The organism is Nonomuraea sp. JJY05 (genome assembly GCF_043496855.1).
Classification (GTDB): domain Bacteria; phylum Actinomycetota; class Actinomycetes; order Streptosporangiales; family Streptosporangiaceae; genus Nonomuraea.
In genome coordinates this window covers 206,077-228,809 of record NZ_JBIEIS010000011.1, presented here as the reverse complement: position 1 = coordinate 228,809, position 22,733 = coordinate 206,077, and the positions used below count along the sequence as shown (strand labels likewise).

Sequence of the window (22,733 nt, the reverse complement as noted above, 5' to 3'; positions counted from 1 at the left end):
CTCCAGAGAGTGCGGATCAGGGTTCCCGGTGGTCGGCGGCGACCCCCACCAGCGAGATCAGCCCGGACGCGAACTCCAGCGCCTCCGCGTGCCCCTCCGCGAACGGCGGCTGGAAGCCCACGGCCTGCCACGTCCGCGTCGCGGGGTCCCACAGGTCGGCGCCCACCTCGAAGTCCCACCCGTAGACGCCGTGTTCGTACCAGAGCTCGTCGGCGGAGTTGCCGGCCGCGGAGTAGAGCACGTCCGTCACGGGCCCGGTCTGCTGCGGCCAGATGACGGTGCCGCGCTCGGCGGCGATGGCCTGCTCGATCGTGCGGGCCGAGCGCAGGAAGTACGCCTCCTGCCGGTCCGTGGGCCTGGGCAGGGTGACGCGGCCGTCGAGCTTGTACGCCCCGGGCGGCCACATGAAGTAGCCGCCGTAGCTGTGCACGTTCATGGCGAACCTGATGTTGCGGTGCTGCTGCGCCAGCCACATGACGTTGCGGCTCTCGGGCTCGGAGTGCTCGGCGGGGCCCGCGTACGTGCCGCTCTGGCAGTTGGCCGAGGCGCCGAAGTACCCGTCGGACAGCGAGCCGACGGCGTAGTTGCGGTTGACGTCCACGCCCCAGGTGTTGCGCAGCGCCGGGTCGGACTGCTGTGGCGGGCAGTGGTTCGTCATGTTCTTCCGCTGGCTGTTGAAGTCGTAGAAGCTGTAGTTGGCGCCGTCCGGGTTGACGGTCGGCACGATGAAGACGTCGGTGCGCTCCAGCAGCCTGCGGGTGGCCTGGTCGCGGGCGTGGTTGCGCAGCAGCCGCTCGGCCGCCTCCACCACGACGAGGGGCGCCACCCACTCGCGGGCATGCTCCTGGGCGTAGGCCAGCACGCCGGTGCGGCTGCCGTCGCGGTGCGCGCCGATCCGCAGGGCCAGCACCCGGGCGGGCGCGCGGGAGACGCTCGCGGGCGCGTTGAGGAAGTCGCTGAGCTGGGTGAGGGGCGCGGGCGCCATGACGCCGTCGCCCGCGTCGGCGCGGTACGTGGTGGCCTTGACGCCGGTGCCGGCGGTGGCGTTGATCGCGGCGGTGACCTGCGCGGCGGTGCTGGTGGGAGTGCCCGTGGCGTCGGTGGCCAGGCTGACCGTGATGAGCTTGCCGTTCACGGTGACCTGCGGGGGGCGGCCGGGCGCGCCGGGGTTCACCAGCTCGACGGCCAGGTCATTGCCGCCCTCGGAGCCGTACGCAACCGAGGTGATCACGACGGCGGCGGCGGGCGGCGTGCCGATCAGGGCCTGGGCGTGGCGCCGGTAGCCGTTGGTCGGGTACGGCAGCGTGATCAGCTCGGTGAGCTTGGGGTAGCGCCGGTGCAGCGCCTTGATGCGCTCGTTGAGCTGCGCCGGCGGCATGTACTGGGTGACGAAGTCCTTCTGGTAGCCGGGACCGGCGCGGTCCGGCCGCTCGCCGTCGGGCCACTCCCTGACCTTGGCCTCGGCCGTGCCGCCGCCGGCGGAGGTGACGGTGACCCACTGCGGCCGGCCGTCGGCGGGCACCGGGGTGCTGAACTGGTGGCCCAGGTACGCGCCCGCGTCCACGTACGCGACCATCGGCGCCTGGCCGGTCGAGCCGCCCCTGCCCTTCCACGTCACGGTGAGCGTGGCCGCCTCGCCCGCGCTGCTGGAGGCCTCCACCGACAGGAAGTAGCCGTCGCGGGACTTCATCCAGACGGCCCGCTCGATCACGAGCTGGTCCTGGGCGGCGGTGGTCTTGGCCTTCGCCTGGGGCGGCGTGCCCGGGGCCAGGGTCGCGCCGAGCGCGGCGTAGGCGGCGAGCTGGCCGGCCGTGGCCACCGCGTCCACCTGGACGCTGCCGTCCGCCTGCGGGCGCACCCGCTCGGTGAGGTCGGCGCCCGCGGCCACCAGCCGCTCCATCGCGGCGCGGTCGGGGACGGAGAGCGTGACCAGCGAGGCCGGCTCAGGGTCGCTCGGCCCGGCGACCGCCGGGACGGACGGCTCCGCGGCCACGAACGTCGTGAGCACGATCGACAGAACGACTGCGGACGCCCGTAAACCACGCATCGGCCCCTCCTGGATCATCCGTATGGGGCACATTCAAAGCGGACTTGCCCCAACCGGCAAGACCCAGCCGGAGCGGGGCACGCGTCAGGAGGCCGTCACGTGCGGGACCGCCTGGTAGAGCGCCCAGTCGGCGCTGATCGCGCCGGCCGTCGTCAGCAGCAGCGGCAGGTATTCCCCGGTCAGCTTCTCCATGGACGTCTCGGCGGCGTGGGCGTTGACGTTCACGGCCGCGATGACGTTGCCGAGCCCGTCCCTGAGCGGCGCCGCCACCGACCGGATCCCCAGCGCCAGCTGCTCGTCCGTCGCGGCCCATCCCTTGGCGCGGACGGCGCGCAGCGCCGCCTCGCGCTCCTTGGCGTCCGGGCGCCAGCGCGGCTCGATGCCCGAGCGGCCCGGCTCGGCCAGCACCCGCTCCACCTCGGCCGGCGGGAGCGCGGCCAGCAGCACCTTGCCCAGGGACGTCTGGAGCGCGGGGAAGCGGGTGCCGATCTGCACCTGGAGCGACACGATCTTCGGCACCGCGACCCGGGCGACGTAGACGATGTCGGAGCCGTCGAGCTGGGCGATCGAGGACGACTCGTTGGTCTGGGTGACGAGCCGCTCCAGGTGCGGCCTGGCCACCTCCCACAGCCCCATCGAGCGGACGTAGGTGACGCCCAGCTCCAGCACCCGCGGCGTGAGCGCGAACCCGCCCTGCTCCGCCCTGGCGTACCCCAGCTCCTGCAGGGTGAGCAGGATGCGGCGGGCCGTCGGCCGGGCCAGGCCGGCGGCCGTCGCCACCTCCGTCAGGGACATGACCGGGCGCCCCGGCTGGAACGCCCTGATGACATCGAGGCCGCGGGCCAGCGCCTCGATGAAGTCAGGTCCGGTGTCACCACGTGCCATGTACGCCCTCGCTCGCTCGGAATCCGTTGCTCCGACTCTAGACGGTCGCCCGTCCGCAGAGCGGCCGATCACAGGCGGTGGGTGGCGTTGCTGCGGTAGTCCGTGTACGTGTACGGGTTGTCGAGCACCTTCGCCGAGGGGATGTCCGGGTTCATGCCCTTCTCCCAGGCCTCGTCGCCCATCGTCGAGCGCAGGTGCTCGACCGTGCGCTCGACCTGCGCGCGGGCCCCGGCGAGGTCGACGCCGAGCAGGCGGTGCTCGTGCTTGACCACTCGGCCGTCGACGATCACGGTGTGCACGTCGCCGCGCTGGGCCTGGAACGCGACGTGCCCGAACGGGTTGAGGATCGGGAACGACACCGGCGAGTGCTCGTTCTTGATGAGCACGAGGTCGGCCTTCTTGCCGGGCTCGATGACGCCCAGGTCGTCGCGGCCCAGCGCCCGGGCGCCGCCCCGGGTCGCCCACTCCACGACCTGGTCGGCGCGCAGGCCGCAGTGCGTGACCGTCTCGCCCTTGGCGTGCGCCTCCAGGTGCTCGCGCGAGCGGTCGGCGCCGAGCGTGGCGCGCATGGCCGAGAACAGGTCGCCGCTCCACCACACGCTGGTGTCCATGGACAGCGACACGGGGATGCCGTGGGCGCGGACGGCCCAGGTGGGCGGGTAGCCCTGGCCGGCGCTCTGCTCGCTCTCCGTGGAGACCGAGATCGAGCCGCCGGTGGCCGCGATGCGGTGGTAGGAGTCGGCCGACAGCGAGGCGGCGTGCACGTAGATCGTCTCCGGCGTCATGAAACCGTGCTCGTGCATCAGGCGGATGCCGTCGTCGCTGGTGGCGCCCCACACGCCGGCGTGCGTGGTGACGGCGGCGCCGAGCTCGCGGGCCACCTCGAACGCGGGCCGCTCCGGGAAGGAGGGGTCGCCGAGCACGTCGAAGGCGATCTGGAAGCCGAGCATGTCGCCGCCGGTGACGCGCCGGCGCACGAAGTCGCGGAACTCGGGCGCGGCCGTCCACTCGGCGGGCGGCTGCTGGATGTTGCCGTAGGCGAGCACGTGCCGGCCGGGCACGGACTCCAGCGCGTCGGCGGCGGCGTCGGCGTGGTCGATGGTCCGCAGGCCGTGCGACCAGTCCACGACCGTGGTGACGCCGGCGTCCAGCGCCTCGATCGCGGCCAGGGTGTTGCCCGCGTGGATGTCCTCGGGCCGGAACAGCTTGCCGTGCTCCAGGTAGAACCAGACGAAGTACTGGGTCAGGGTCCAGTCGGCGCCGTATCCGCGCAGCGCCGTCTGCCACATGTGCCGGTGGGTGTCGATCATGCCCGGCATGACCAGGCCGCCGGACGCGTCGATCACGACCGCGTCCTCGGGCACCTCCAGCTCGGGGCCGACGGCGGCGATCCGGTCCCCGGCGATGAGGACGTCCGTGCCGGGCAGCGCCCGCCTGCTCCCACCGGGCGACATGGGCAGCACGGTGCCGCCGCGCAGCATCACGGGCCGTCCGGCCTCGAACTCGTTCATGGCGCACGCTCCTTGCGAACGATTGTCCGCTATACGGTCACAGCCACTGTGATGAGCGTTGGTGTACGTGTCAAGACGGTTGACGCGGGCTCGCGTCGGTGATGGGATTCGGCTCAACGGACATTTGTCCGTTGAACGGACGCGGGAAGGGGAGTTTCATCGTGCCTGAGGGGCCGCTGTCCGGACTGCTGGTGGCCGACTTCTCCAGGGTCCTGGCGGGGCCGTACGCCACGATGCTCCTGGCCGACCTGGGGGCCGACGTCGTCAAGGTCGAGTCGCCCGGCGGGGACGACACCCGGTCGTGGACGCCGCCCGCGCGGGGCGAGGTGTCCACGTACTACCTCGGGGTCAACCGGGGGAAGCGGTCGATCGCCCTCGACCTGCGTGAACCCGCCGACGCGGAGGCGGCCAGGGAGCTGGCCCGGCGCGCGGACGTGCTGGTGGAGAACTTCCGGCCGGGTGGGCTCGCGAAGTACGGGCTGGACTTCCCGGCCGTGCACGCCCGCAACCCCGGCGTCGTGTACGCCTCCATCAGCGGGTTCGGCGCCGGGGCGGGCGCGCGGGTGCCGGGGTACGACCTGATGGTGCAGGCCATGTCGGGGCTGATGAGCCTGACCGGCGATCCCGGCGGGCCGCCGTACCGGGCCGGGATCTCGGTGTTCGACGTGATGGCGGGCAACCACGCCGTCATCGGCGTCCTCGCGGCGCTGCGGCACAGGGAGGCCACCGGGCAGGGGCAGCACGTCGAGGTCAACCTGCTGTCGTCGGCGCTGACGGGGCTGGTCAACCAGAGTTCGGCGTACGTGGCCGGGGGCGTGGTGCCGTACCGGATGGGCAACGCGCATCCGAGCGTGTTCCCGTACGAGCCGCTGCCGACGGCGGACCACGAGCTGATCGTCGCGGCCGCGAACGACGGGCAGTTCCGCAAGCTGTGCGAGGTGCTGGGCATCCCCGAGGTGGCCGACGACCCGCGCTTCGCCCGCAACGCCGACCGGACGGCGCGGCGGGAGGAGCTGAAGCCGATCCTCGTGGAGCGGCTCGTGACGCGGCGGGCGGAGGAGTGGTTCGACCTACTGGTGGAGGCGGGGGTGCCGAGCGGGCCGATCAACACGATCGACGGCGGGTTCGCGGTGGCCGAGCGGTTCGGGCTCGAACCGGTGGTCGTGGTGGGTGAGGGGGAGCGGGCCGTGCCGACGACGCGGCATCCGATCCGGTTCTCGCGGACGCCCGCGGGTTACCGGCTGCCGCCGCCGGAGCTCGACGAGCACGGCACGGAGCTGCGCAAGTGGCTCACCGAGCCGGCCGCGAGCCCTTCCGGCGCTTCCGGCCCGGCCCCCGAGAGCGCCCCCGCGCGCCCCGCCGGAGAGGCGCGCTCGTGAGCGGCGGGAACGCGAATGAGGCGGTCGAGAAGGGTGGCGGCCGTGGCGGGGAGCCGAAGGAGTATCCGACCGCGCTCGGGGCGTCCTCCCCGGAGACGATCACGCTGCTCGGGCACGACCTGGCCGCCGACGTCATGGGCGAGGTGGGCTTCGGGGAGCTGGCGTTCTGGCTGGCCACGCAGCGCCGCCCGGCCCGCGGCGAGGTGCGCGTGTTCGAGGCCGTGCTGGCCGCGCTGGCCGACCACGGGTTCACGCCCACCGCGATCGTGACGCGGCTGACGTACCTGTCGGCGCCCGACTCCGTCCAGGGAGCGCTGGCCGCCGGGCTGCTCGGCGGCGGCTCCCGCTTCCTCGGCGTCACCGAGGACTGCGGCCGCTTCCTCGCCGACGTGCTGCGGGCCACGGACCCCCTCCCGGCCGACGACGCCGGCTGGGACGCCCTGGCGCTGGAGACCGTGCGCGCCCGGCGCGCGGCGGGCGGGCGCATCCCCGGCCTCGGACACCACGTGCACAAGGACGGCGACCCGCGCACGGCGCGGCTGTTCGAGATCGCGGCCGAGGAGGGCCTGTCCGGGCCGCACCTGTCGCTGTTCGCCGCCGTCGGCCGCGTGCACCCCCAGGTCCTGGGCCGCAGGCTGCCGCTCAACGGGGCGGGCGCGTGCGGCGCGGCGCTGGCCGACCTGGGGCTGCCGCTGGAGCTGCTGCGCGGCTTCGCGCTGCTGGCCAGGACGGCCGGGCTGATCGGGCAGCTGGCCGAGGAGCTGCGCCGTCCCGTGGCCAACGACATCTTCCTCTCGGTGGACCTCAACAACCGTCCCGTCCCGCCCGAGCCGTATGCCGCCAACGGAGGTACGCATGGCTGAACTCGTCGCGGTCATCGCATCCACCCACCACCCCTTCTACTACCGCGCCAGCACCTCCACCGGCGAGGACCGCCCGCCGTTCGCCGACGAGTGGGTGCGCAAGGTGGAGGCGTTCAGGCAGACCCTCACGAGGGCGCGGCCCGACGTGCTGGTGATGGTCGGCTCCGACCACTTCCACCAGCTGTGGCTGGACAACATGCCGCAGTTCCTGGTCGGCAAGGCGCCCTTCTACGACGCGAACTTCTACAACGAGGAACGCGAGTTCGGGTTGCCGCGGATGGTGCTGAAGGGCCAGGAGGACCTGTCGGCGTACATCCTGCGCGAGGGCCTGGACGCCGGCTTCGACCTCGCCTTCAGCAACGAGCTGCGCATCGACCACTCGATCACGTGCCCGATCATCACCCTGCGCCCCGAGGCCGACCTGCCGATCGTGCCCGTCTACACCAACATCTTCGCCCCGCCGCTGCCGCGTCCCCAGCGGTTCGTGCAGCTCGGGCGGACGATCCGGCAGCTCGTGGAGTCCTGGCCGGCGGACCGGCGGGTGGCGGTCATCGGCACCGGGCACCTGTCGCTGGAGCTCGGCGGGCCGCGCCAGTTCGGGCCGCACGGGCCCGACCCGGAGTTCGACCGCAAGGCCGTCGAGTGGATCTCCACCGGGGACCTCGAGGGCTGCCTGTCGGAGGTCACCCTGGACAGCCTCCACCGGCCGGGGAACGCCACTCACGGGTTCATGGACTTCATGCTGATGATGGGGGTGGCGGGGGAGGGCCGCAAAGCGGACTACGTGGACACGTACGACCTGTTCCACACCATGGAGGCGTACTTCACCTGGTATCCGAGCGGAGGCGCTTCATGAGCAAGTACCTGCTGAACAAGTTCCTCTTCACCGTCGACCGCGATCCGGAGCTGGTCGAGCGTTACCGCGAGGAGCCGCGCGCCACCGTCGAGTGGTGGGAGTCCGAGTACGCCAACCGCATCCTCGGCTGCCACACTGGCGAGTCGTCCACCTGGTTGCGCCTCGACGACGCCGAGCGCGAGGCGCTGGCCGCGCACGACTACCCGAAGCTGTTCGAGCTGGGGGCGCACCCGTTCCTCACGCTGACCCTGTTCATCGCGATGTTCGAGCGCGACCACCCGCCGCTGGGCTTCCAGACGGAGTACGCGCGGCGGCTGGCGGGCTTCCGGCTCCCGTACCCGGACATCGCGACCTGATGACCGCCACCGAGACCGGCGACCGCGGCCGGATGCGCGCGGCCCGGATCGAGACGTGCGGCCGGCCGCCGGTGGTCGGCGACGTCCCCGTGCCGGTGGCCGGGCCGGGGGAGAGCCTGGTGCGCGTGCGTGCCGCCCCGGTCACGCCGCTGGACCTGCTGTGCGCGGGTGGCGCCTCCTACTTCGGCACGCCCGCCGTCCCCTACGTGCCCGGCGTCCAGGGCGTCGGCACCGCCGGGGAGAGGGCCGTGTGGTTCCCGACCACGGCCGGGATGGCGCCCGGCGACGGGAGCATGGCGGGGCTGGCGGTGGTGCCGTCGGAGGACCTGGTGGAGCTGCCCGCCGGCGCCGACCCGTACGCCGTCGCCGCGCTCGGGCTGTCGGCCGTGGCCGCCCACATGGCGCTGACCTGGCGCGGCGAGCTGGCGGCGGGAGAGCAGGTGGTGGTGCTGGGCGCGGGCGGCGTGGTGGGCCAGGCGGCCGTGCGGCTCGCCCGCCTCGCCGGAGCGCGCCGGGTCGTCGCGGCCGCCCGCTCTCCCGAAGCCCGGGAACGGGCGGAGCAGGCGGGCGCGGACGCGGTGGTGGCGCTCGGCACGCAGGACGTGGCCGACCTCGCCGCCCGCCTCTCGGCCGCCTGCGACGGGCCGGTGGACCTGGTGCTCGACCCGCTCTTCGGCGCTCCGGCCGCAGCGGCGGCCCGCACCCTCCGGCCGGGCGGCAGGCTCGTCAACCTCGGCGGCTCGGCCTCCGAGACGTGCCCGCTCGACTCCTCCACCCTGCGCGGCCGGTCGCTGCGGGTGCTCGGCTACACCAACAACGAGCTGACCCGGGAGCAGCGCGCCGAGGCCATCACCCTGATCGCGGAACACGCGGCGCGGGGGCGGCTGTCGGTGGCCCACGAGGTGGTGCCGCTGGCGGAGGCGGGATCGGCCTGGAGGCGCCAGGCGGCAGGCGCGGCCGGCGGCCGGATCGTCCTGCGCGTCACCTGAGGCCCCGGTCGTCAGCGCGATCGTGGGCAACGCGCCGGTCGCTCTCGACGACTCCGCGGTCGCGGGCCGAGGCCAGGAAGCGCTCGTAGAGGGGCACGTAGGCGGCGGCGAGATCGGGTTCGGGCGGCTGTCGATCGCGGGGGAGCACGGGCACGTCGTCGAGCGACCCGCCCGCCTGCCCGGCGATGAGCGCCGCGCCCGCGCAGACCGCGTCGCCGGACCGCACCACCTCGACCGGGGCGGGCGAGAGCGCGGCCTTGACCCGCATCCACAGCGGGATCCTGACCTGCCCGCCGAGGACCACGAGGCGCTCGGGAGCGGTGCCGGTGACGGCGGTGAGCTCATCGAGCATCCAGCGGGCGTGCAGGCAGGTGCCCTCGACGGCCGCCGCCAGCAGGTCGCCCGGGGTGTGCTCGGGCCCCAGCCCCGCCACCGTCACGCGCCGGGCGGGGTCGGGCGCGGGCGCGACCCGGCCCCGCAGGTACGGCTCCACCACGATCCCCGTCGGCAACCGCACCGCACCCAGCAGCCCGGGCAGCGCCGCGTACCCGCCCGCGCCGTTCCCCACGAGCGAGAGCATCCAGTCGAGCATGGCGCCGCTGGTGGGCAGGCCGCCGACCACCACCTTGCGGGCCCCGTCCAGCGACGGGTCGGTCGTGATGCCGAGGGCCAGTCCCGTACGCGCGTCCGGGCGGGAGTCCGACAGCACCATCACCGCCTCCGCCGTGCCGAGGGAGTCGGCCACGTCGCCGGGACGGCGCGCCCCCGCCGCCCACGAGCCCACCGCGTGGTCATGGCCCGCGATCACCACGGGAACCCCGGCCGCCACCCCGCTCACCTGCGCGGTCAGCGGCCCGGCCGCTTCCACGGCCCCGGCCGGAGCCGGCAGCTGCCCGGTACGCAGCCCGGCCCGCGCGAGGAGCTCCGGGTCGTAGCCCCCGGCCTCCAGGTCGTAGGCCAGGGTGCGGGCGGCCAGCGTCTCGTGCGTCCGCAGGCACCCCGTGAGCGCGTACGCCACGGCGTCCGGCACGTGCGCCCACCACCGCATCGACTCCAGCACCTCGGGCGAGTGGGCCCGCAGCCAGAGCCACTTGGCCAGCGGCGCCTTGGGGTCGGCGCGGCGGCCGGTCAGCGCGTACAGCGCCGCCGCGTCCCGGCCCAGCTCGGCGGCCTCCCGCGCGGCCCGCGGGTCGTTCCACCACAGCAGCGGGGTGAGCGGCCGCCCCGCGCGGGCGAGGGGCACGCCGGTCTCGGCCATGCCCGCGATCCCGATCGCGTCCGGCCCCCGCCCGGCGCGCTCGGCGCACTCGCCGAGCGCCCGCGTCACCGCGGCGAGGAGGGCGGGCAGCTCGCGCGGGGTCGGCTGCCGCACGGCCGCGACGCAGCCGCCCCGCTCGTCGAAGAAGCCCACCTTGACATGCGTGGTCCCCACGTCGACCCCGGCCAGCAACCTCATGCGTCCCACTATGGCCGATCCGACCGAGCCGCCATGGGGCGCCTCTGGCTGATGTTCCGTCATGACATGTCGGAGTTCTGGGGCCAGTTGCCCCACCCCGACGGCACCTTCAGGAGCGACCGCCTCCACTCCGCCTTCCACGACCCCGGCTGGGCCGCGTACCTGATCACGAGCGACGAGCGCCCCGCAGGTCCGGGATCGGCCTGCGGGCGGCGCGCGAGGTCGTCGCCCGGTACCCCGGCCCCTGGGAGGTCGCCTTCCAGGACGCCAACGCGGGCGCCGTGGCCTTCTGGCGGCGGTGGCCACCGAGCTCGCCGGCGACGACTGGACCGAGGAGGCCAGGCGGGTGCCGGCCCGGCCTGCCGCCCGACGTGTGGATCTCGTTCGAGGCGGGTGGCCCCGCCCGCGTACGGACGGGGCCACCCGCTACCTGGCCGCGGCGTAACCGGCGGGCCTGGTGGTGAACGTGCCACGGCCCTGCGTACGGCTGCGCAGCCGGGTCGCGTACCCGAACACCTCCGCCAGCGGCACCACGGCGGTGATCACCACCGCACCGGCCCGCGCCGACGAGCCCGAGATCCGGCCGCGCCTGGCGGCCAGGTCGCCCAGCACACCCCCGGCCGCGTCGTCGGGCACGGTGACCGTGACCTCCACCACCGGCTCCAGCAGCTCCATGGCGGCGGCCCGCAGCGCCTCGCGCAGCGCGAGCCGCCCGGCCGTGCGGAACGCCAGGTCCGAGGAGTCCTTCGGATGGGTGGCCCCGTCGGTCAGCGTGACCCGCAGGCCGGTCACCGGGTGGCCGCCGAGCGGGCCGTCGGCCAGCGCGTCCCGGCACCCGGCCGCCACCGCCCGCACATACTCGCGCGGCACCCGGCCGCCGACGACGGTCGAGCCGAACTCGAAACCGTCGTCCAGCGGCTCCACGTCCAGCACGACGTGGGCGAACTGCCCGGCGCCGCCGTCCTGCCTGACGTGCCGGTACAGCAGCCCGGACACGCCGCGCACGACCCTCTCCCGGTGGGCCACCTGCGGCCGGCCCACGGCGACGTCCAGGACGTGCTCGCGCCGGAGCTTGTCCACCGCGACCTCCAGGTGCAGCTCGCCCATCCCGGACAGCAGCGTCTGCCCGGTCTCGGCGTCCGTGCGGACCGCCAGCGACGGATCCTCCTCGGTCAGCCGCGCCAGCCCGGAGGCCAGCCGGTCGGCGTCGGTGCTCCTGCGGGCCTCGATCGCCACGGACACCACCGGCTCGGCCGTGCCCGGCGGTTCGAGCACCAGCGGCGCGCCGGGCGCGCACAGCGTGGCGCCGAGGCGGGCCGACTTGAGTCCGACGACCGCGACGATGTCCCCGGCCACCGCCCGGTCCACCTCGGTGTGCCGGTCGGCCTGCACGCGCAGGATGCGGCTGACGCGCTCGGTGCGCCCCGCGCCGGTGTCCAGCCCGGTGACCAGTATCGTGTCCCCCTTCCGCATCGTTCCCGAGTAGACCCGCACGTAGGTCAACCGTCCGGTGGCGGTGGCGTTCACCTTGAACGCCAGCGCCACCAGCGGCGCCCCCGGGTCGGCGGCCCGTTCCGCGCCGTCCACGCCGCGCACCGGCGGCACGTCCAGCGGCGACGGCAGGTACGCCACCACGGCGTCGAGCAGCGGCTCGATCCCGCGGTCGCGGTAGGCCGCCCCGCAGAGCACCACCAGGCCCGCGCCGCTGTGGGTGAGGTCGCGCAGCGCGCCGGCCAGCGTCTCGTCGGAGATCGACGGCCGCGCGCAGAACTCCTCCAGCGCGCCGGCGTGCAGCTCGGCCACCGACTCCTCGAGCACCCGGCGCCGCCGCCGCGCCTGCGCCAGCAGGTCCTCCGGCACCGGCCCTGCGGAGCAGGCCCCGTCCGCCCACGCCAGCGAACGCATCCGCACCAGGTCGACGACCCCGGTGAACCGGTCCTCCTGCCCGATCGGCAGCTGGACCACCAGCGGGGCCTTGTGCAGCCGGCGGCGGATCGACTCGACGGCGGTGTCCAGGTCGGCGCCGGCCCGGTCGAGCTTGTTGACGAACGCGATGCGCGGCACGTCGTACCGGTCGGCCAGCCGCCACACGGACTCGGTCTGCGGTTCGACGCCCGCGACGGCGTCGAACACCGCGATCGCCCCGTCGAGCACCCGCAGCGAGCGCTCCACCTCGTCGGAGAAGTCGACGTGGCCGGGGGTGTCGATCAGGTTGACGCGGTGCCCGTCCCACGAGCAGCTCACCGCGGCGGCGAAGATCGTGATGCCGCGGTCGCGCTCCTGGGGGTCGAAGTCGGTGACGGTCGTGCCGTCGTGCACCTCGCCGCGCTTGTACGTGGCGCCGGCCAGGTACAGCATGCGCTCGGTGACGGTGGTCTTGCCGGCGTCGACGTGGGCGAGGATGCCGAGATTGCGGACGATGGCAAGGGAGTTGTCAGGTATTCGGGGACGCACGGCCCAAGACCCTTTCGGGAGATTCTTCAGCAGGACGGCGCGATTCCCCTGACGAAAGGCCAGGAGGCGGGTGTCGTCAGGGCGTCGTCCAGTGGCGGCCGCGCAGCCGGCACCGGGACGACGGAGACACCAGGATCACCTCGTGGCGCGACGGGGGAACGACGGCAGCGGTGCTGTGGCGCACGGCCGTACTCCTCTCCCTCGTCGATGATCAGTGGCGAGTGTAGTGAACCGGGGGCCGGCGAAGAAAGCGATTTGTCGCGCGCGTGCGAGGTTCACCACGCGGTCGCCTCGCTGACCCCGCTGTGCGGCTCAGCCGTCATTTCCGCATGTCGACATAGGCGTGAGACGCTTTCAGGGAAGGACCCGCGCCCATGACGATCTCTCTTGACACCGGTCGCTACACGATCGGCATGGCCGCCGGCGCCGCCGACGTCCAGGCCGCGCAGCGGCTGCGGCACGAGGTCTTCGCCGAGGAGATGGGGGCGCGGCTCGACAGCCCGGTCTCCGGCCTCGACGTGGACAGGTTCGACGCCTACTGCGACCACCTCCTCGTGCGCGACGGCCGCGAGGTCGTCGGCACCTACCGGCTGCTTCCTCCGGGGCGCACGGAACGGCTCTACTCCGACGGCGAGTTCGACCTGGCCAGGCTCGCGCCCATCAGGAAGGGACTGGTCGAGGCCGGCCGGACCTGCGTGCGCCCCGACCACCGGGGCGGCGCGGTCGTCGCGCTGATGTGGGCGGGCATCGCGCGCTACATGGTCTCCGGCGGTCACCAGTGGCTGGCGGGCTGCTGCTCGGTGCCGCTGGACGACGGGGGCGCGGTGGCCGCCGCCGTGGTGGAGCGGGTGCCGCTCGGGCCGGAGGAGTACCGGGTCACGCCGCGCGCGCCGTGGCGTCCCCGGGACGCGGTGCGCTCCGACCGGTTCGTGCCGCCCGCCCTCCTGCGCGGCTACCTGCGGCTGGGGTCGTGGGTGTGCGGGGCGCCCGCGCACGACCGGGACTTCGGCACCGCCGACTTCTTCGTCCTGCTCTCGATGGCCAGCGTGAACACCCGCTACCTGCGCCACTTCCTGGGAGAGCCGCTGTGAACCCGGTCGCCGACGTCCTGGGGCCGGCTCCGGCGGCCGCCCTCGACCCCTGGCGCCCGTCCGGCCCGTGCACCGCGCAGGCCTGCCTGGCGTCCGCCGCCCGCGCGACCGGGGCCTTCCTCCTGGCCGCCCGGCTCTGCGCCGCGCTCGTCGTGGTGCTCGCCGGGGTGCCGGTGTCCCTCATGGGGCGGGCACGGGCGGCGTGGCGGGCGAAGCTGACCATGGCCTGGGCGCGGCTGCTCCTGGGCGCGCTCGGGATCCGGATCGAGGTCACCGGCGCCCCGCCGGTCTCGGGCGGGGGCGCCCTGGTCGTGGCCAACCACGTGTCCTGGCTCGACCCGCTGGTCCTCGCGGCCACGCTGCCGTCGCGGCCGCTGGCCAAGCGCGAGATCGGCGAGTGGCCGGTCATCCGCACGCTGGCCAGGGGCTCGGGGGCGCTGTTCATCGACCGGGAACGGCTCTCCGCGCTGCCCTCGGCCGTCGCGGCGGTCGCGGACGCGCTCAGGGAGGGCGACACCGTCGTCGCCTTCCCTGAGGGCACCACGTGGTGCGGGCGGGGGATGGGACGCTTCCGGCCCGCGGTGTTCCAGGCGGCCGTCGACACGGGCGCCGCGGTCCGCCCGGCCACGCTGCGCTACCGCGAAGGGACGGCGACCTCGACCCGCGCCTCCTACGTCGGTGACGACTCGCTGCTCGCCTCGATCGTCCGGGTGGCGGCGACCCGCGAGCTGGTCGTCGAAGTGACCCTCTTCGCCCCCGTACCGCCCCTGCCGCCCGCGGGCAGGCGGCCCGAGGCCCGCGCGGCGCTGGCCAGGACCGCCGAGGCCCGCGTCCGCAGCCGGGTTGACGACCTTTCCCATGGTGTCCGGTAGCCGCCGAGCCTTGCACATCAGGTGATCCATGGGATTTCCTGACCGGATGAGCGCCGAGCCGTCGTGGGTGAAGGCCCGGACGGGTGGGCTGCCCGCCGTTCATGTCGGCAACGCCGCCGAATTCAACGCCGCCTTCGGCGGGATGCCGGCCGGTCGTGACCACTACTCCTGCCTGGCGGCCTTCGCCAGTCCGCGGCCGGCCCTCATCGTGCTGCCGCTGCCCGTACCGGAGTGGTGGGGCCGGCACCTGGCCGAGACGCTGGGCTGGGGCGAGGTGCGGGTACACGGCGGGATCGCGGCGGACGGGCGGGTGTCGGCGGCGCTCGCGGACCTGCCCGAGCTCGTCTCGCCCGAGGTGGCGGTGCTGTCGTGGGGCCACACGCCCGCGCTCGACCGGATCCGGCCCGCTCCTGCCGGGGTGCTGGAGTGCATCCGCCGCTTCGAGTCCAAACGTGGCTCCCACGAGCTCTTCCGCACGTTGGCTGCGGACCATCGCGGGATCCGGATCGCGGCGCAGCGCCGGATCGCCGCGCGCCGGGAGCTGAGAGGGGCGGCCATGCCCTATGTGCTGAAAAAAGAGTATGGGGTGGGCGGAACGGGCACCCAGGTCGTGACCACGTCCCCGCCGCCCCGCAGGGTGCGCGGCCTGCTGCTGGAGGAGTACGTCGCGGGCGTGGCCAACCCCACGTTCGACGCCGTCATCGCCGCCGACGGGCAGGTGCACCCGGTCGGCACGGGGGCGATGGCGATCGACGGAACCCGCTACCAGGGCGTCACCGTCGGCCCCGGCACGCTGCCCGCCGCGCAGGCGCGGACCGCGGCCGCGTTCGGCGCCGCCGTGGGCGCGGCGCTGGCCGGCCACGGCTACCGCGGCTGGTACGACGTGGACTACGTGGCCGACCGGGCGGGCCTGCTGGCGCCTACCGAGATCAATCTGCGGCTCACCGGTCCCAGCGCGGCCTTCACCATTCAGAGCGCGCTGGACGGCCTGCACGGCACCGGGCACCTGGTGCGCACCCTGGACTGCCTGCCGCTGGCCGCCCGGCTGCCGCCGACCGCGCTGCGCGAGCACGTCACGCGGCTGGCCGCGCGCTGCCGGGAGCTCGGTGCGATCTTCGTGGTCACCGTCCCGACCGCCGCGTTCGACCCCATTCCCTATCTGGGGATCGCGCTCGCCGCCCGGACGGTCCGGGAACTCGACGAGGCCGAGCGGGCCGTGCGGACCGCGAACGAGGCGCTCGGCGCCATGTTCGTCTGACCCGGCCCCGGCCGCGTGCTCATCGCCGCCGTCCGGCGAAGAAGAGGACGAGCACCGCCGCGGCGACCATCAGGGTGATGTTGAACCCGTAGACCAGGGCGGCCTGTTGCGGCCAGTCGGTCTTGGCGGCCAGGCGGTAGGAGTTGTCCTGCGGCCACCACGCCAGCAGCAGCCAGGCGAGCGCCAGCCAGGCCGCCGTGGTCAGCGGTGCGGAACGGCCCAGCCGGGCCAGCGCCGAGCGGCCCCGCAGCAGGACCATCACGCCCAGCCCGAACGAGAGCCACTCGAAAAGGTAGAGCCCGAAGAACAGCGCCGCCCAAGGCAGCGGCACATCGGACAGGTCGGTGGAATAGGGCCAGAAGATGTTGGTGGTCCCAAAGGCGAAGAAGCCGAACAGGAGCGTGCCCCCGACCAGCCCCGAACCGCTCCCAGCCGTGGCGAAGCCGCCCTTGCCGCCCGCGGGCCGCTGCTCCTCCGCCACCGGCAGGGGCAGCGCCGCGAGGTCGATCTCGCCCTCAGGCGTGCGCGGCAACGCGGGCACCACCGCGACCACCTCGGGCAGCCGCCGCCGCGGCACCAACTCCGCCAGGAACTCCTTGACGCGTTCCCCGTCCGTCTCACCGGCCACGACGTAGGCGATCATCTGCTCGCCCTCGACCACGACGCACTCGGTCACCGCCGGGTGCGCGCGTAAGTGCCGTTCGAGCTCGCTCTCGGTCAACGTCACCCCCGTTCGAGGCCGCTCGGCCCGTCGATCAACGGTACTCCGCGGCCGACGCCGGCTGGACGAGCGATCTCGATCAGTCCCGTGGCCGGTCGCGCCGGGTGAAGGTCTAGGGCGCGGAATTCAGGGCAGTTCGCCGGTTTCGGGCGAGCTCTTGGGAGGAGTCATGACCGAAGCCGAAGCGAAGGCGAGACAGGCGGCGAACAGCCCCGCCATGGACAAGCTGGCGCGGGTCGGGCTGGTCTGCCGCGGCGTGCTGTACGGGCTGATCGGCGTGCTGGCCGTGCAGATCGCGTTTGGGAGCGGCGGGCGGCAGGCCGACAAGAGCGGGGCGATCAGTACGGTCGCGTCGTTGCCGTTCGGGGCCGTGATCCTCTGGATCATGGCCGTGGGATTCGCCGCTCTGGCCCTGTGGCAGGCGTCAGAGGCCGTCTTCGGCGCCCACCGGCTCAAGGACCGGGTCGAGCCGGCCGGCCGGGTCGCGGTCTACGTGTTCGTGTGCGCCGCGCTGCTGACCATGCTGCTGAAGCACAAGGCCGGCTCCGACGACCAGCGGACCCAGGACCTCACGGGCAAGCTGCTCGCGTTGCCCGCGGGGCAGGTCATCGTGGGGGCGATCGGGCTCGGCGTCGTCGCGCTCGGCGTCTATTGGATCCGGTTCGGCGTCAAGAAGGAGTTCCGCAAGGAGCTCAGGCCGATGCCGAGCCGGGCCGGCTCGGTGATGGACCGGCTCGGGCTGGCCGGCTACCTCGCGCGCGGCCTGATCGCCGGGCTGGCCGGTGTCTTCGTGGTCCAGGCGGCCATCACCTTCGACCCGGACAAGGCCGGGGGCATCGACGCCACGCTCAGGGCGTTCGCCGACACGCCGGCCGGGCCCTGGCTGCTGGCGGTGGTGGCCCTCGGGCTGCTGCTGTTCGCCGGATACTGCTTCGGAGAGGCCCGCTGGCGGCGTACATGAGGCTGGACGACTGGTTCCTCACCGGCCCCGAACGCGGGAACGACGCGACCAGGCTCGCGCCCTGGACGGAGGGCAACCTGGTGCGCCCGCTCGTGCATGGCGCCACCTACTTCGCCGAGCTCGCCGCGTGCGTCAACGGTCTCGGCAAGGACGACCTGCTGCTGTTCTCCGACTGGCGCGGCGACCCCGACGAGCGGCTCACGCCGGACGGCCCCGGGGTGGCGACCGCGATGGCGCGGGCGGCCGAGCGGGGAGCCCTGGTCCGGGGGCTGATCTGGCGCTCGCACCTGGACTTCCTGCGCTTCAGCTCGGCCGAGAACCGGCACCTCGGCGAGGACATCGAGGCGGCCGGCGGGCAGGCGCTGCTCGACACCCGGGTGCGGCGCGGGGGCTCGCATCACCAGAAGTTCGTCGTCCTGCGCCATGACCGCGGCCCGGACCGGGACGTGGCGTTCGTCGGCGGCATCGACCTGTGCCACAGCCGGCGCGACGACGCCGAGCACCTGGGCGATCCCCAGGCGGCGCCGATGCCCACCGCGTACGGCGAACGCCCGCCGTGGCACGACGTCCAGGTGGCGATCAGCGGCCCGGCCGTGGCCGAGGTGGAGAAGGTCTTCTGCGAGCGCTGGGAGGACCCGGCGCCGGAGACCCGCCAGCCGTTCAGGCGGCTGCGGGACCGCATGACCCGGATGGCCGACGTGCCGCCGCTGCCAGAGCCCGGCCCCCCGCCGGCGGCGGCCGGGACGCATGCCGTGCAGCTGCTGAGGACCTATCCGCACCTGCGCCACGCCTACCCGTTCGCGCCGGAGGGCGAGCGCAGCGTGGCCAGGGCGTACCGCAAGGTGCTGGCGCGGGCGAGATCGCTGGTCTACCTGGAGGACCAGTACCTGTGGTCCACGGAGGTGGTCGAGCCGTTCGCCGAGGCGCTGGAGCGCGAGCCGGGCCTGCGCATGATCATCGTGGTGCCCCGCCATCCCGACCAGGACGGCTGGCTGGCCGGTCCGGCCAGCTTGATCGGCAGGTCGGAGGCGCTGGCCAGGCTGATGCGCGCGGGCGACGGCCGGGTCGCGATCTACGATCTGGAGAACCACCGGAGCACGCCGGTGTACGTGCACGCCAAGGTCTGCGTGGTCGACGACGTGTGGGCGAGCGTCGGCTCCGACAACGTGAACCTGCGCTCGTGGACGTTCGACTCCGAGCTGAGCTGCGCCGTGCTTGACGCTGAGCCGGATCCGCGTCCGCCCTCGGGAGCCCGCAGGTTCGCCAGGGAGCTGCGGCTCACGCTCGCCGCCGAGCACCTGGACCGCGACCCCGGCGACCTGGACGATCTGCTCGACCCGGAAAGCGCGTTCGAGGCGTTCGCCGAGTCCGCCGCGCGGCTCGAGGCCTGGCACGAGGGCGGCTGCCGGGGTCCCCGCCCGCCGGGACGGCTGCGCCGGCATCCGAGCCCCGGGCTGGGCCGCGTCCGCCGGGCGCTGGCCATGCCGCTCTACCGGGTCGTCGTGGACCCCGACGGGCGGCCCCCGCGCTTACGCCGATCGAACGAGTTCTGAGCGCCGGCGCCGCTCGCGCGCGTACAGGATCGCCCGGGCGGCCATGACGACGCAGCCCACGCCGAGCAGCACGCCCCAGAGCACATCGGTGAGGAAGTGCATGCCGCGGTACAGGCGCGACAGAGCGACGGCGAGCGGAGCGGCGATGCCGAGCACCCAGATCAGCACCTGGAGGGCCCTGTTGCGGACGTGCGCGGTCAGGATCAGCGCCACCCCGCAGTAGAACGCGACGGCGGCGCTGACGTGTCCCGACGGGAAGCTGGAGGTGGGCGGGGCCGGGTCGATGTGCCGCACGGGCGGCCGGTGCCGGCCGACGACCTCGGTGGTGGCCAGGAAGATGAGGGACTGGCTCCAGACGGCCGCGACGAGGAAGATCGATTCGCGCCAGCGCCGGTACACCAGCCTGAAGACGATCGCGGCGATCGCGGTGAGCGCCACGATGTACGGGGTGTCCGACAGGCTGCTGCCGAAGTCGGTGAGCGTGTTCCACAGCGGGGTCCGGCCCGCGGCCAGGCTCCGGCTCACCGACGCCTCGCCGGTGGGCCAGGCCAGGATCGCCTTGCCCACGCCGTACGTCACCGCGGCCATCACGATCATCGGCAGCAAGATCGATAACGCGTAGTGCTTCGCCTGCTCAGTTCTGCTCATCGCTCGCTCTCACGAACTCGGGTTCCACTCCCTCGACGGGCGGCGAGACAGGCACGCGTCCCTGCTCGCGCCGCCAGGTCTCGAATGCCGCCGCCGTCGCGGCGATCACGGCCACGCCCAGCACGATCCCGGCGACCACGTCGCTCACCCAGTGCACGCCGAGCGCGATCCTCGTGTAGCCGACGGACAGCGCCAGGAAGCAGGCGACGGCCCACGCCACCACCCGCCCCCATCGAGGCAGCATGGGCAGGAGGAGCAGGACGATCACTCCCGCGCCGAGCGTCGCGTTCATCGCGTGGCCCGACGGGAAGGAGTCGCCCGGCGCCAGCGCGACGGGGTCCGGAAGGTGCGGCCTGGCCCGGGCCACGACGATCTTGACTGCCAGGCCGAGCAGCCCGCCCACCGTGATGGTGGTGACCGCCCAGGCCGCCAGCCTCGGCGCGCCCTTGTGCAGCAGCCAGACGGCGTACGCGATGACCGCGATCCGCCACGGCCACGGTCCGAACAGATCCGTCCACACCATGAGGAATCTGGTCACTTCTGGATGGGCCAGTGCGTACTCGTGCAGCTGCCGCGCGGCCTCGGCGTCCAGTCCGTCGACCGGCATCTTGGCCACGATGAGCAGCAGGGTGAACGGGATCATGACGAGCGCCACCGCCAGGCCGGCGAGCGTCAGTCGCAATCCCAGTACGCGGTCGCCATGGATGCTCATTCGCGCACGGCTACCCCGGCAGGCGGGATCGATTCCTCTGTCTGAAATCCGGTGCCCGGGGTAGTCCGGAACGCATGTCCCCCATCGTGGCCGTCGTCGCGCACCGCAAGAAGATCCTCGGCGCGGGCCTGGATCGCTTACGCCTGCTGATCACCGAGGAGGGCGTCGGCGACCTCCTGTGGTACGAGGTGTCCAAGAGCAAGAAGGCGCCCAAGAAGGTCCGGCAAGCCCTCGATCAGGGCGCCGAGCTGGTGTTCGTCTGGGGCGGAGACGGCATGGTGCAGCGCTGCGCCGACGTGATGGCCGGCTCCGGCGTTCCGATGGCCGTGCTCCCCGCGGGCACGGCGAACCTGTTCGCCGCCAACCTCGGCATCCCCGCCGACCTCGACGAGGCGGTACGGATCGGCTTCCACGGGCGCCGGGAGAAGCTGGACCTGGGGGTGCTCAACGGCGAGCACTTCGCGGTGATGGCGGGGGCCGGGTTCGAGGCCGAAATGATCGCCGACGCCGGCGGGCGGGCCAAGAAGCGCCTCGGCAAGCTGAGCTACGTCAAGGCGGCCGTCCGGCACGTCGGCGAGCCGCTCGTGCCGATGAAGATCAAGATCGACGGGACGACCTGGTTCGAGGGCCGGGCGAGCTGCCTGCTGCTGGGCAACGTGAGCACGATCGCCGGCGGCGTCAAGGCGTTCGACGACGCGCGGCCGGACGACGGCTGGCTGGAGGTCGGCGTCTCGACCGCCAAGGGGCCGCTCGAATGGGGACGGGTGATCGGCAGGATGGCCGCGGGACGCTCCGACGACTCGCCGTTCGTGCGGATCACGCGGGCCAGGAAGGTGTCGGCCCGCTTCGGGGTTCCGCTGACGTACGAGCTCGACGGCGGGGAGCGCGAGGCCACCACCCGGATCAAGGCCAAGGCCGCCGCGGGCGCGCTCACGGTCTGCCTGCCGCCGGACGAGCGCCCCTGAGAGACCGCGGAAGCGGCAGGGGTCAGGGCCCGGCCAGTCCGTTGATCAAGGCCAGGAGCTGATCGCGCACCGAGGGGTTGATCAGGGCGAAGAAGGCCACGAGCAGGCCGAGCACGGCGATCCAGGTGCCCACCTTCCCGCGTCCGGGCTGGGGATCCGGCACGGCCGGGGGTGCCATCAGGGTGGGGGACGGGCTCGCTCGGAGCTGGGGCAGGGCGTGCTGGGAGAGCAGATCGCCGACAGGCGCCGGCAACCAGTCCCGCACGGGGGCGCTGTCTCCGAGCAGGTCGAGGATCTGGTGAGGGCTCGGCCGCCGGTCCGGGTCTCGATGCAGGCATCGCGCGGCCACGTCACGCAGGGAGGGCGGTAACGCGGAGACGTCGGGTTCCTGCGTCACCACACGGTGAAGGAGCGCGGCCGGATGGCCGGCGCCGTAGGGGAGGCCGCCCGCCGCGTGGCACAGCACCAGGCCGAAGGCGAAGACATCGGCGGCGGGAGTGATGGCGCCGCCCGTCACCTGTTCCGGGGCCATGAAGCCGGGAGTGCCGATCACCGCGCTCGCCTGGGTGGGGGAGGTCGCGTCCAGCGCGCGAGCGATGCCGAAGTCGATGACGCGCGGGCCGTCGTGTGCCAGCAGGATGTTCGCGGGTTTCAGATCGCGGTGAACGACTCCGGCGCGATGAATGGCCTCCAACGCCTCCGCCAGGCCGGCCGCGAGGATGCGCAAAGAGCTTTCGGGCAGCGCGTGGTGAAGGCGTAGGACGGCGCTGAGGGAAGGGCCCGGCACGTATGCGGTGACCAGCCACGGGGGGACGGCGTCAGGGTCGGCGTCCACCACAGGGGCGGTGTGGAAGCCGCTGACGCGCTTGGCCGCTTCGACCTCCTGCGCGAACCGTCGCCGAAACTCGAGGTCGCGTCCCAGCTCATGCCGTACGAGCTTGACGGCGACAGCGCGGCCGGACGGTGACAGCCCCCAGAAGACCTCCCCCATTCCGCCGGCGCCGAGCCTGCCGCCCAGCCGGTACCGTCCGATCTGACGTGGATCGCCTGGAGCCAGTGGATCCATGGGGTCCCTTCGTTCGCCGAACACCGCGCGCAGGGCTCTGGCGCGCCTTCCATTCTGTTACGGCTCGTAGCCGAACGGGATCACTTGTGC

21 protein-coding genes are annotated in these 22,733 nt (G+C 73.6%); 12 read left to right on the top strand and 9 right to left on the bottom strand.

Annotated elements, in window-relative coordinates; genetic code table 11:
• Window positions 1-16 precede the first annotated feature (16 nt).
• The 3 genes from ACFKCF_RS19700 to ACFKCF_RS19690 form a co-directional block, all read right to left on the bottom strand.
• The gene (locus tag ACFKCF_RS19700) at window positions 17-2,047 is read right to left on the bottom strand and encodes a M14 family zinc carboxypeptidase (protein WP_394495453.1); all 2,031 of its coding nucleotides are present in this window, start codon (window positions 2,045-2,047) and stop codon (window positions 17-19) included.
• 84 nt (window positions 2,048-2,131) lie between these two features.
• A complete protein-coding gene (locus ACFKCF_RS19695; RefSeq protein WP_319716901.1) occupies window positions 2,132-2,932 on the bottom strand; it encodes an IclR family transcriptional regulator C-terminal domain-containing protein in 801 nt (266 codons plus the stop codon).
• Window positions 2,933-3,000: 68 nt separating this feature from the next.
• A complete protein-coding gene (locus ACFKCF_RS19690; RefSeq protein ID WP_394495451.1) occupies window positions 3,001-4,443 on the bottom strand; it encodes an amidohydrolase family protein in 1,443 nt (480 codons plus the stop codon).
• 161 nt (window positions 4,444-4,604) lie between these two features.
• Between ACFKCF_RS19690 and ACFKCF_RS19685 the strand changes: the two genes are divergently transcribed.
• Genes ACFKCF_RS19685 through ACFKCF_RS19665 form a run of 5 tightly spaced genes read left to right on the top strand, consistent with a single transcriptional unit; the run spans window position 4,605 to window position 8,886 of the window.
• Window positions 4,605-5,822: a CaiB/BaiF CoA transferase family protein gene (locus tag ACFKCF_RS19685; RefSeq protein ID WP_394495449.1), complete on the top strand. Its 1,218-nt coding sequence runs from the start codon at window positions 4,605-4,607 to the stop codon at window positions 5,820-5,822.
• The gene (locus ACFKCF_RS19680; RefSeq protein ID WP_394495448.1) at window positions 5,819-6,685 is read left to right on the top strand and encodes a citryl-CoA lyase; all 867 of its coding nucleotides are present in this window, start codon (window positions 5,819-5,821) and stop codon (window positions 6,683-6,685) included. The genes ACFKCF_RS19685 and ACFKCF_RS19680 overlap by 4 nt, the downstream gene beginning before the upstream one ends.
• The gene (locus ACFKCF_RS19675; RefSeq protein ID WP_394495446.1) at window positions 6,678-7,541 is read left to right on the top strand and encodes an extradiol ring-cleavage dioxygenase; all 864 of its coding nucleotides are present in this window, start codon (window positions 6,678-6,680) and stop codon (window positions 7,539-7,541) included. The genes ACFKCF_RS19680 and ACFKCF_RS19675 overlap by 8 nt, the downstream gene beginning before the upstream one ends.
• On the top strand, window positions 7,538-7,897 hold the full coding sequence (locus ACFKCF_RS19670; protein WP_387569378.1) for a hypothetical protein: 360 nt from the start codon (window positions 7,538-7,540) through the stop codon (window positions 7,895-7,897). The genes ACFKCF_RS19675 and ACFKCF_RS19670 overlap by 4 nt, the downstream gene beginning before the upstream one ends.
• A complete protein-coding gene (locus ACFKCF_RS19665) occupies window positions 7,897-8,886 on the top strand; it encodes a zinc-binding alcohol dehydrogenase family protein (protein ID WP_394495445.1) in 990 nt (329 codons plus the stop codon). Before ACFKCF_RS19670 ends, ACFKCF_RS19665 begins: the two co-directional genes overlap by 1 nt.
• On the opposite strand, the gene ACFKCF_RS19660 is transcribed toward ACFKCF_RS19665, so the two are convergent.
• Complete coding sequence (locus ACFKCF_RS19660; RefSeq protein ID WP_394495444.1) at window positions 8,879-10,342, bottom strand: L-fuculokinase; 1,464 nt, start codon at window positions 10,340-10,342, stop codon at window positions 8,879-8,881. The two genes, ACFKCF_RS19665 and ACFKCF_RS19660, sit on opposite strands and share 8 nt — an antisense overlap.
• A gap of 298 nt (window positions 10,343-10,640) precedes the next feature.
• On the opposite strand from ACFKCF_RS19660, the gene ACFKCF_RS19655 reads away from it, so the two are divergent.
• Window positions 10,641-10,787, top strand: coding sequence for a hypothetical protein (locus ACFKCF_RS19655; protein WP_394495442.1), 147 nt, complete (start codon window positions 10,641-10,643; stop codon window positions 10,785-10,787).
• Here ACFKCF_RS19655 and fusA read toward each other — a convergent pair.
• Window positions 10,769-12,796, bottom strand: coding sequence for an elongation factor G (gene fusA, locus ACFKCF_RS19650; protein WP_394495440.1), 2,028 nt, complete (start codon window positions 12,794-12,796; stop codon window positions 10,769-10,771). The two genes, ACFKCF_RS19655 and fusA, sit on opposite strands and share 19 nt — an antisense overlap.
• A gap of 374 nt (window positions 12,797-13,170) precedes the next feature.
• Here fusA and ACFKCF_RS19645 point away from each other — a divergent pair, with 374 nt between their 5' ends.
• The 3 genes from ACFKCF_RS19645 to ACFKCF_RS19635 are packed head-to-tail and all read left to right on the top strand — an operon-like array spanning window position 13,171 to window position 16,017.
• Window positions 13,171-13,887 carry a GNAT family N-acetyltransferase gene (locus ACFKCF_RS19645; protein WP_394495438.1) on the top strand — a complete coding sequence of 239 codons (717 nt, stop codon included), beginning with the start codon at window positions 13,171-13,173 and terminating at the stop codon, window positions 13,885-13,887.
• Window positions 13,884-14,759: a lysophospholipid acyltransferase family protein gene (locus ACFKCF_RS19640; protein ID WP_394495437.1), complete on the top strand. Its 876-nt coding sequence runs from the start codon at window positions 13,884-13,886 to the stop codon at window positions 14,757-14,759. Before ACFKCF_RS19645 ends, ACFKCF_RS19640 begins: the two co-directional genes overlap by 4 nt.
• Before the next feature lie 28 nt (window positions 14,760-14,787).
• Complete coding sequence (locus ACFKCF_RS19635) at window positions 14,788-16,017, top strand: hypothetical protein (protein ID WP_394495436.1); 1,230 nt, start codon at window positions 14,788-14,790, stop codon at window positions 16,015-16,017.
• Window positions 16,018-16,036: 19 nt separating this feature from the next.
• On the opposite strand, the gene ACFKCF_RS19630 is transcribed toward ACFKCF_RS19635, so the two are convergent.
• The gene (locus ACFKCF_RS19630) at window positions 16,037-16,738 is read right to left on the bottom strand and encodes a hypothetical protein (RefSeq protein ID WP_394495434.1); all 702 of its coding nucleotides are present in this window, start codon (window positions 16,736-16,738) and stop codon (window positions 16,037-16,039) included.
• A gap of 169 nt (window positions 16,739-16,907) precedes the next feature.
• Between ACFKCF_RS19630 and ACFKCF_RS19625 the strand changes: the two genes are divergently transcribed.
• The gene (locus ACFKCF_RS19625) at window positions 16,908-17,699 is read left to right on the top strand and encodes a DUF1206 domain-containing protein (RefSeq protein ID WP_394495432.1); all 792 of its coding nucleotides are present in this window, start codon (window positions 16,908-16,910) and stop codon (window positions 17,697-17,699) included.
• Complete coding sequence (locus ACFKCF_RS19620) at window positions 17,696-19,252, top strand: phospholipase D family protein (protein WP_394495431.1); 1,557 nt, start codon at window positions 17,696-17,698, stop codon at window positions 19,250-19,252. Before ACFKCF_RS19625 ends, ACFKCF_RS19620 begins: the two co-directional genes overlap by 4 nt.
• On the opposite strand, the gene ACFKCF_RS19615 is transcribed toward ACFKCF_RS19620, so the two are convergent.
• Window positions 19,229-19,900 carry a phosphatase PAP2 family protein gene (locus ACFKCF_RS19615; protein ID WP_394495430.1) on the bottom strand — a complete coding sequence of 224 codons (672 nt, stop codon included), beginning with the start codon at window positions 19,898-19,900 and terminating at the stop codon, window positions 19,229-19,231. The two genes, ACFKCF_RS19620 and ACFKCF_RS19615, sit on opposite strands and share 24 nt — an antisense overlap.
• Window positions 19,887-20,612, bottom strand: a complete 726-nt coding sequence (locus tag ACFKCF_RS19610) for a phosphatase PAP2 family protein (RefSeq protein WP_394495428.1) — start codon at window positions 20,610-20,612, stop codon at window positions 19,887-19,889. Before ACFKCF_RS19610 ends, ACFKCF_RS19615 begins: the two co-directional genes overlap by 14 nt.
• A 74-nt stretch (window positions 20,613-20,686) precedes the next feature.
• On the opposite strand from ACFKCF_RS19610, the gene ACFKCF_RS19605 reads away from it, so the two are divergent.
• Window positions 20,687-21,577: a diacylglycerol/lipid kinase family protein gene (locus ACFKCF_RS19605; RefSeq protein ID WP_394495426.1), complete on the top strand. Its 891-nt coding sequence runs from the start codon at window positions 20,687-20,689 to the stop codon at window positions 21,575-21,577.
• Between the two features lie 22 nt (window positions 21,578-21,599).
• Here ACFKCF_RS19605 and ACFKCF_RS19600 read toward each other — a convergent pair whose 3' ends face one another.
• Complete coding sequence (locus tag ACFKCF_RS19600; protein WP_394495425.1) at window positions 21,600-22,643, bottom strand: serine/threonine-protein kinase; 1,044 nt, start codon at window positions 22,641-22,643, stop codon at window positions 21,600-21,602.
• Between the last annotated feature and the right edge of the window lie 90 nt (window positions 22,644-22,733).

Excerpts from the sequence above, each read along its gene's own strand:
- ACFKCF_RS19700 (WP_394495453.1), bottom strand. The coding sequence starts at position 2,047 with ATGCGTGGTTTACGGGCGTCCGCAGTCGTTCTGTCGATCGTGCTCACG.
- ACFKCF_RS19695 (WP_319716901.1), bottom strand. The coding sequence starts at position 2,932 with ATGGCACGTGGTGACACCGGACCTGACTTCATCGAGGCGCTGGCCCGC.
- ACFKCF_RS19690 (WP_394495451.1), bottom strand. The coding sequence starts at position 4,443 with ATGAACGAGTTCGAGGCCGGACGGCCCGTGATGCTGCGCGGCGGCACC.
- ACFKCF_RS19675 (WP_394495446.1), top strand. The coding sequence starts at position 6,678 with ATGGCTGAACTCGTCGCGGTCATCGCATCCACCCACCACCCCTTCTAC.
- ACFKCF_RS19670 (WP_387569378.1), top strand. The coding sequence starts at position 7,538 with ATGAGCAAGTACCTGCTGAACAAGTTCCTCTTCACCGTCGACCGCGAT.
- ACFKCF_RS19665 (WP_394495445.1), top strand. The coding sequence starts at position 7,897 with ATGACCGCCACCGAGACCGGCGACCGCGGCCGGATGCGCGCGGCCCGG.
- ACFKCF_RS19660 (WP_394495444.1), bottom strand. The coding sequence starts at position 10,342 with ATGAGGTTGCTGGCCGGGGTCGACGTGGGGACCACGCATGTCAAGGTG.
- ACFKCF_RS19645 (WP_394495438.1), top strand. The coding sequence starts at position 13,171 with ATGACGATCTCTCTTGACACCGGTCGCTACACGATCGGCATGGCCGCC.
- ACFKCF_RS19635 (WP_394495436.1), top strand. The coding sequence starts at position 14,788 with ATGGGATTTCCTGACCGGATGAGCGCCGAGCCGTCGTGGGTGAAGGCC.
- ACFKCF_RS19625 (WP_394495432.1), top strand. The coding sequence starts at position 16,908 with ATGACCGAAGCCGAAGCGAAGGCGAGACAGGCGGCGAACAGCCCCGCC.
- ACFKCF_RS19620 (WP_394495431.1), top strand. The coding sequence starts at position 17,696 with ATGAGGCTGGACGACTGGTTCCTCACCGGCCCCGAACGCGGGAACGAC.
- ACFKCF_RS19615 (WP_394495430.1), bottom strand. The coding sequence starts at position 19,900 with ATGAGCAGAACTGAGCAGGCGAAGCACTACGCGTTATCGATCTTGCTG.
- ACFKCF_RS19610 (WP_394495428.1), bottom strand. The coding sequence starts at position 20,612 with ATGAGCATCCATGGCGACCGCGTACTGGGATTGCGACTGACGCTCGCC.
- ACFKCF_RS19605 (WP_394495426.1), top strand. The coding sequence starts at position 20,687 with ATGTCCCCCATCGTGGCCGTCGTCGCGCACCGCAAGAAGATCCTCGGC.
- ACFKCF_RS19600 (WP_394495425.1), bottom strand. The coding sequence starts at position 22,643 with ATGGATCCACTGGCTCCAGGCGATCCACGTCAGATCGGACGGTACCGG.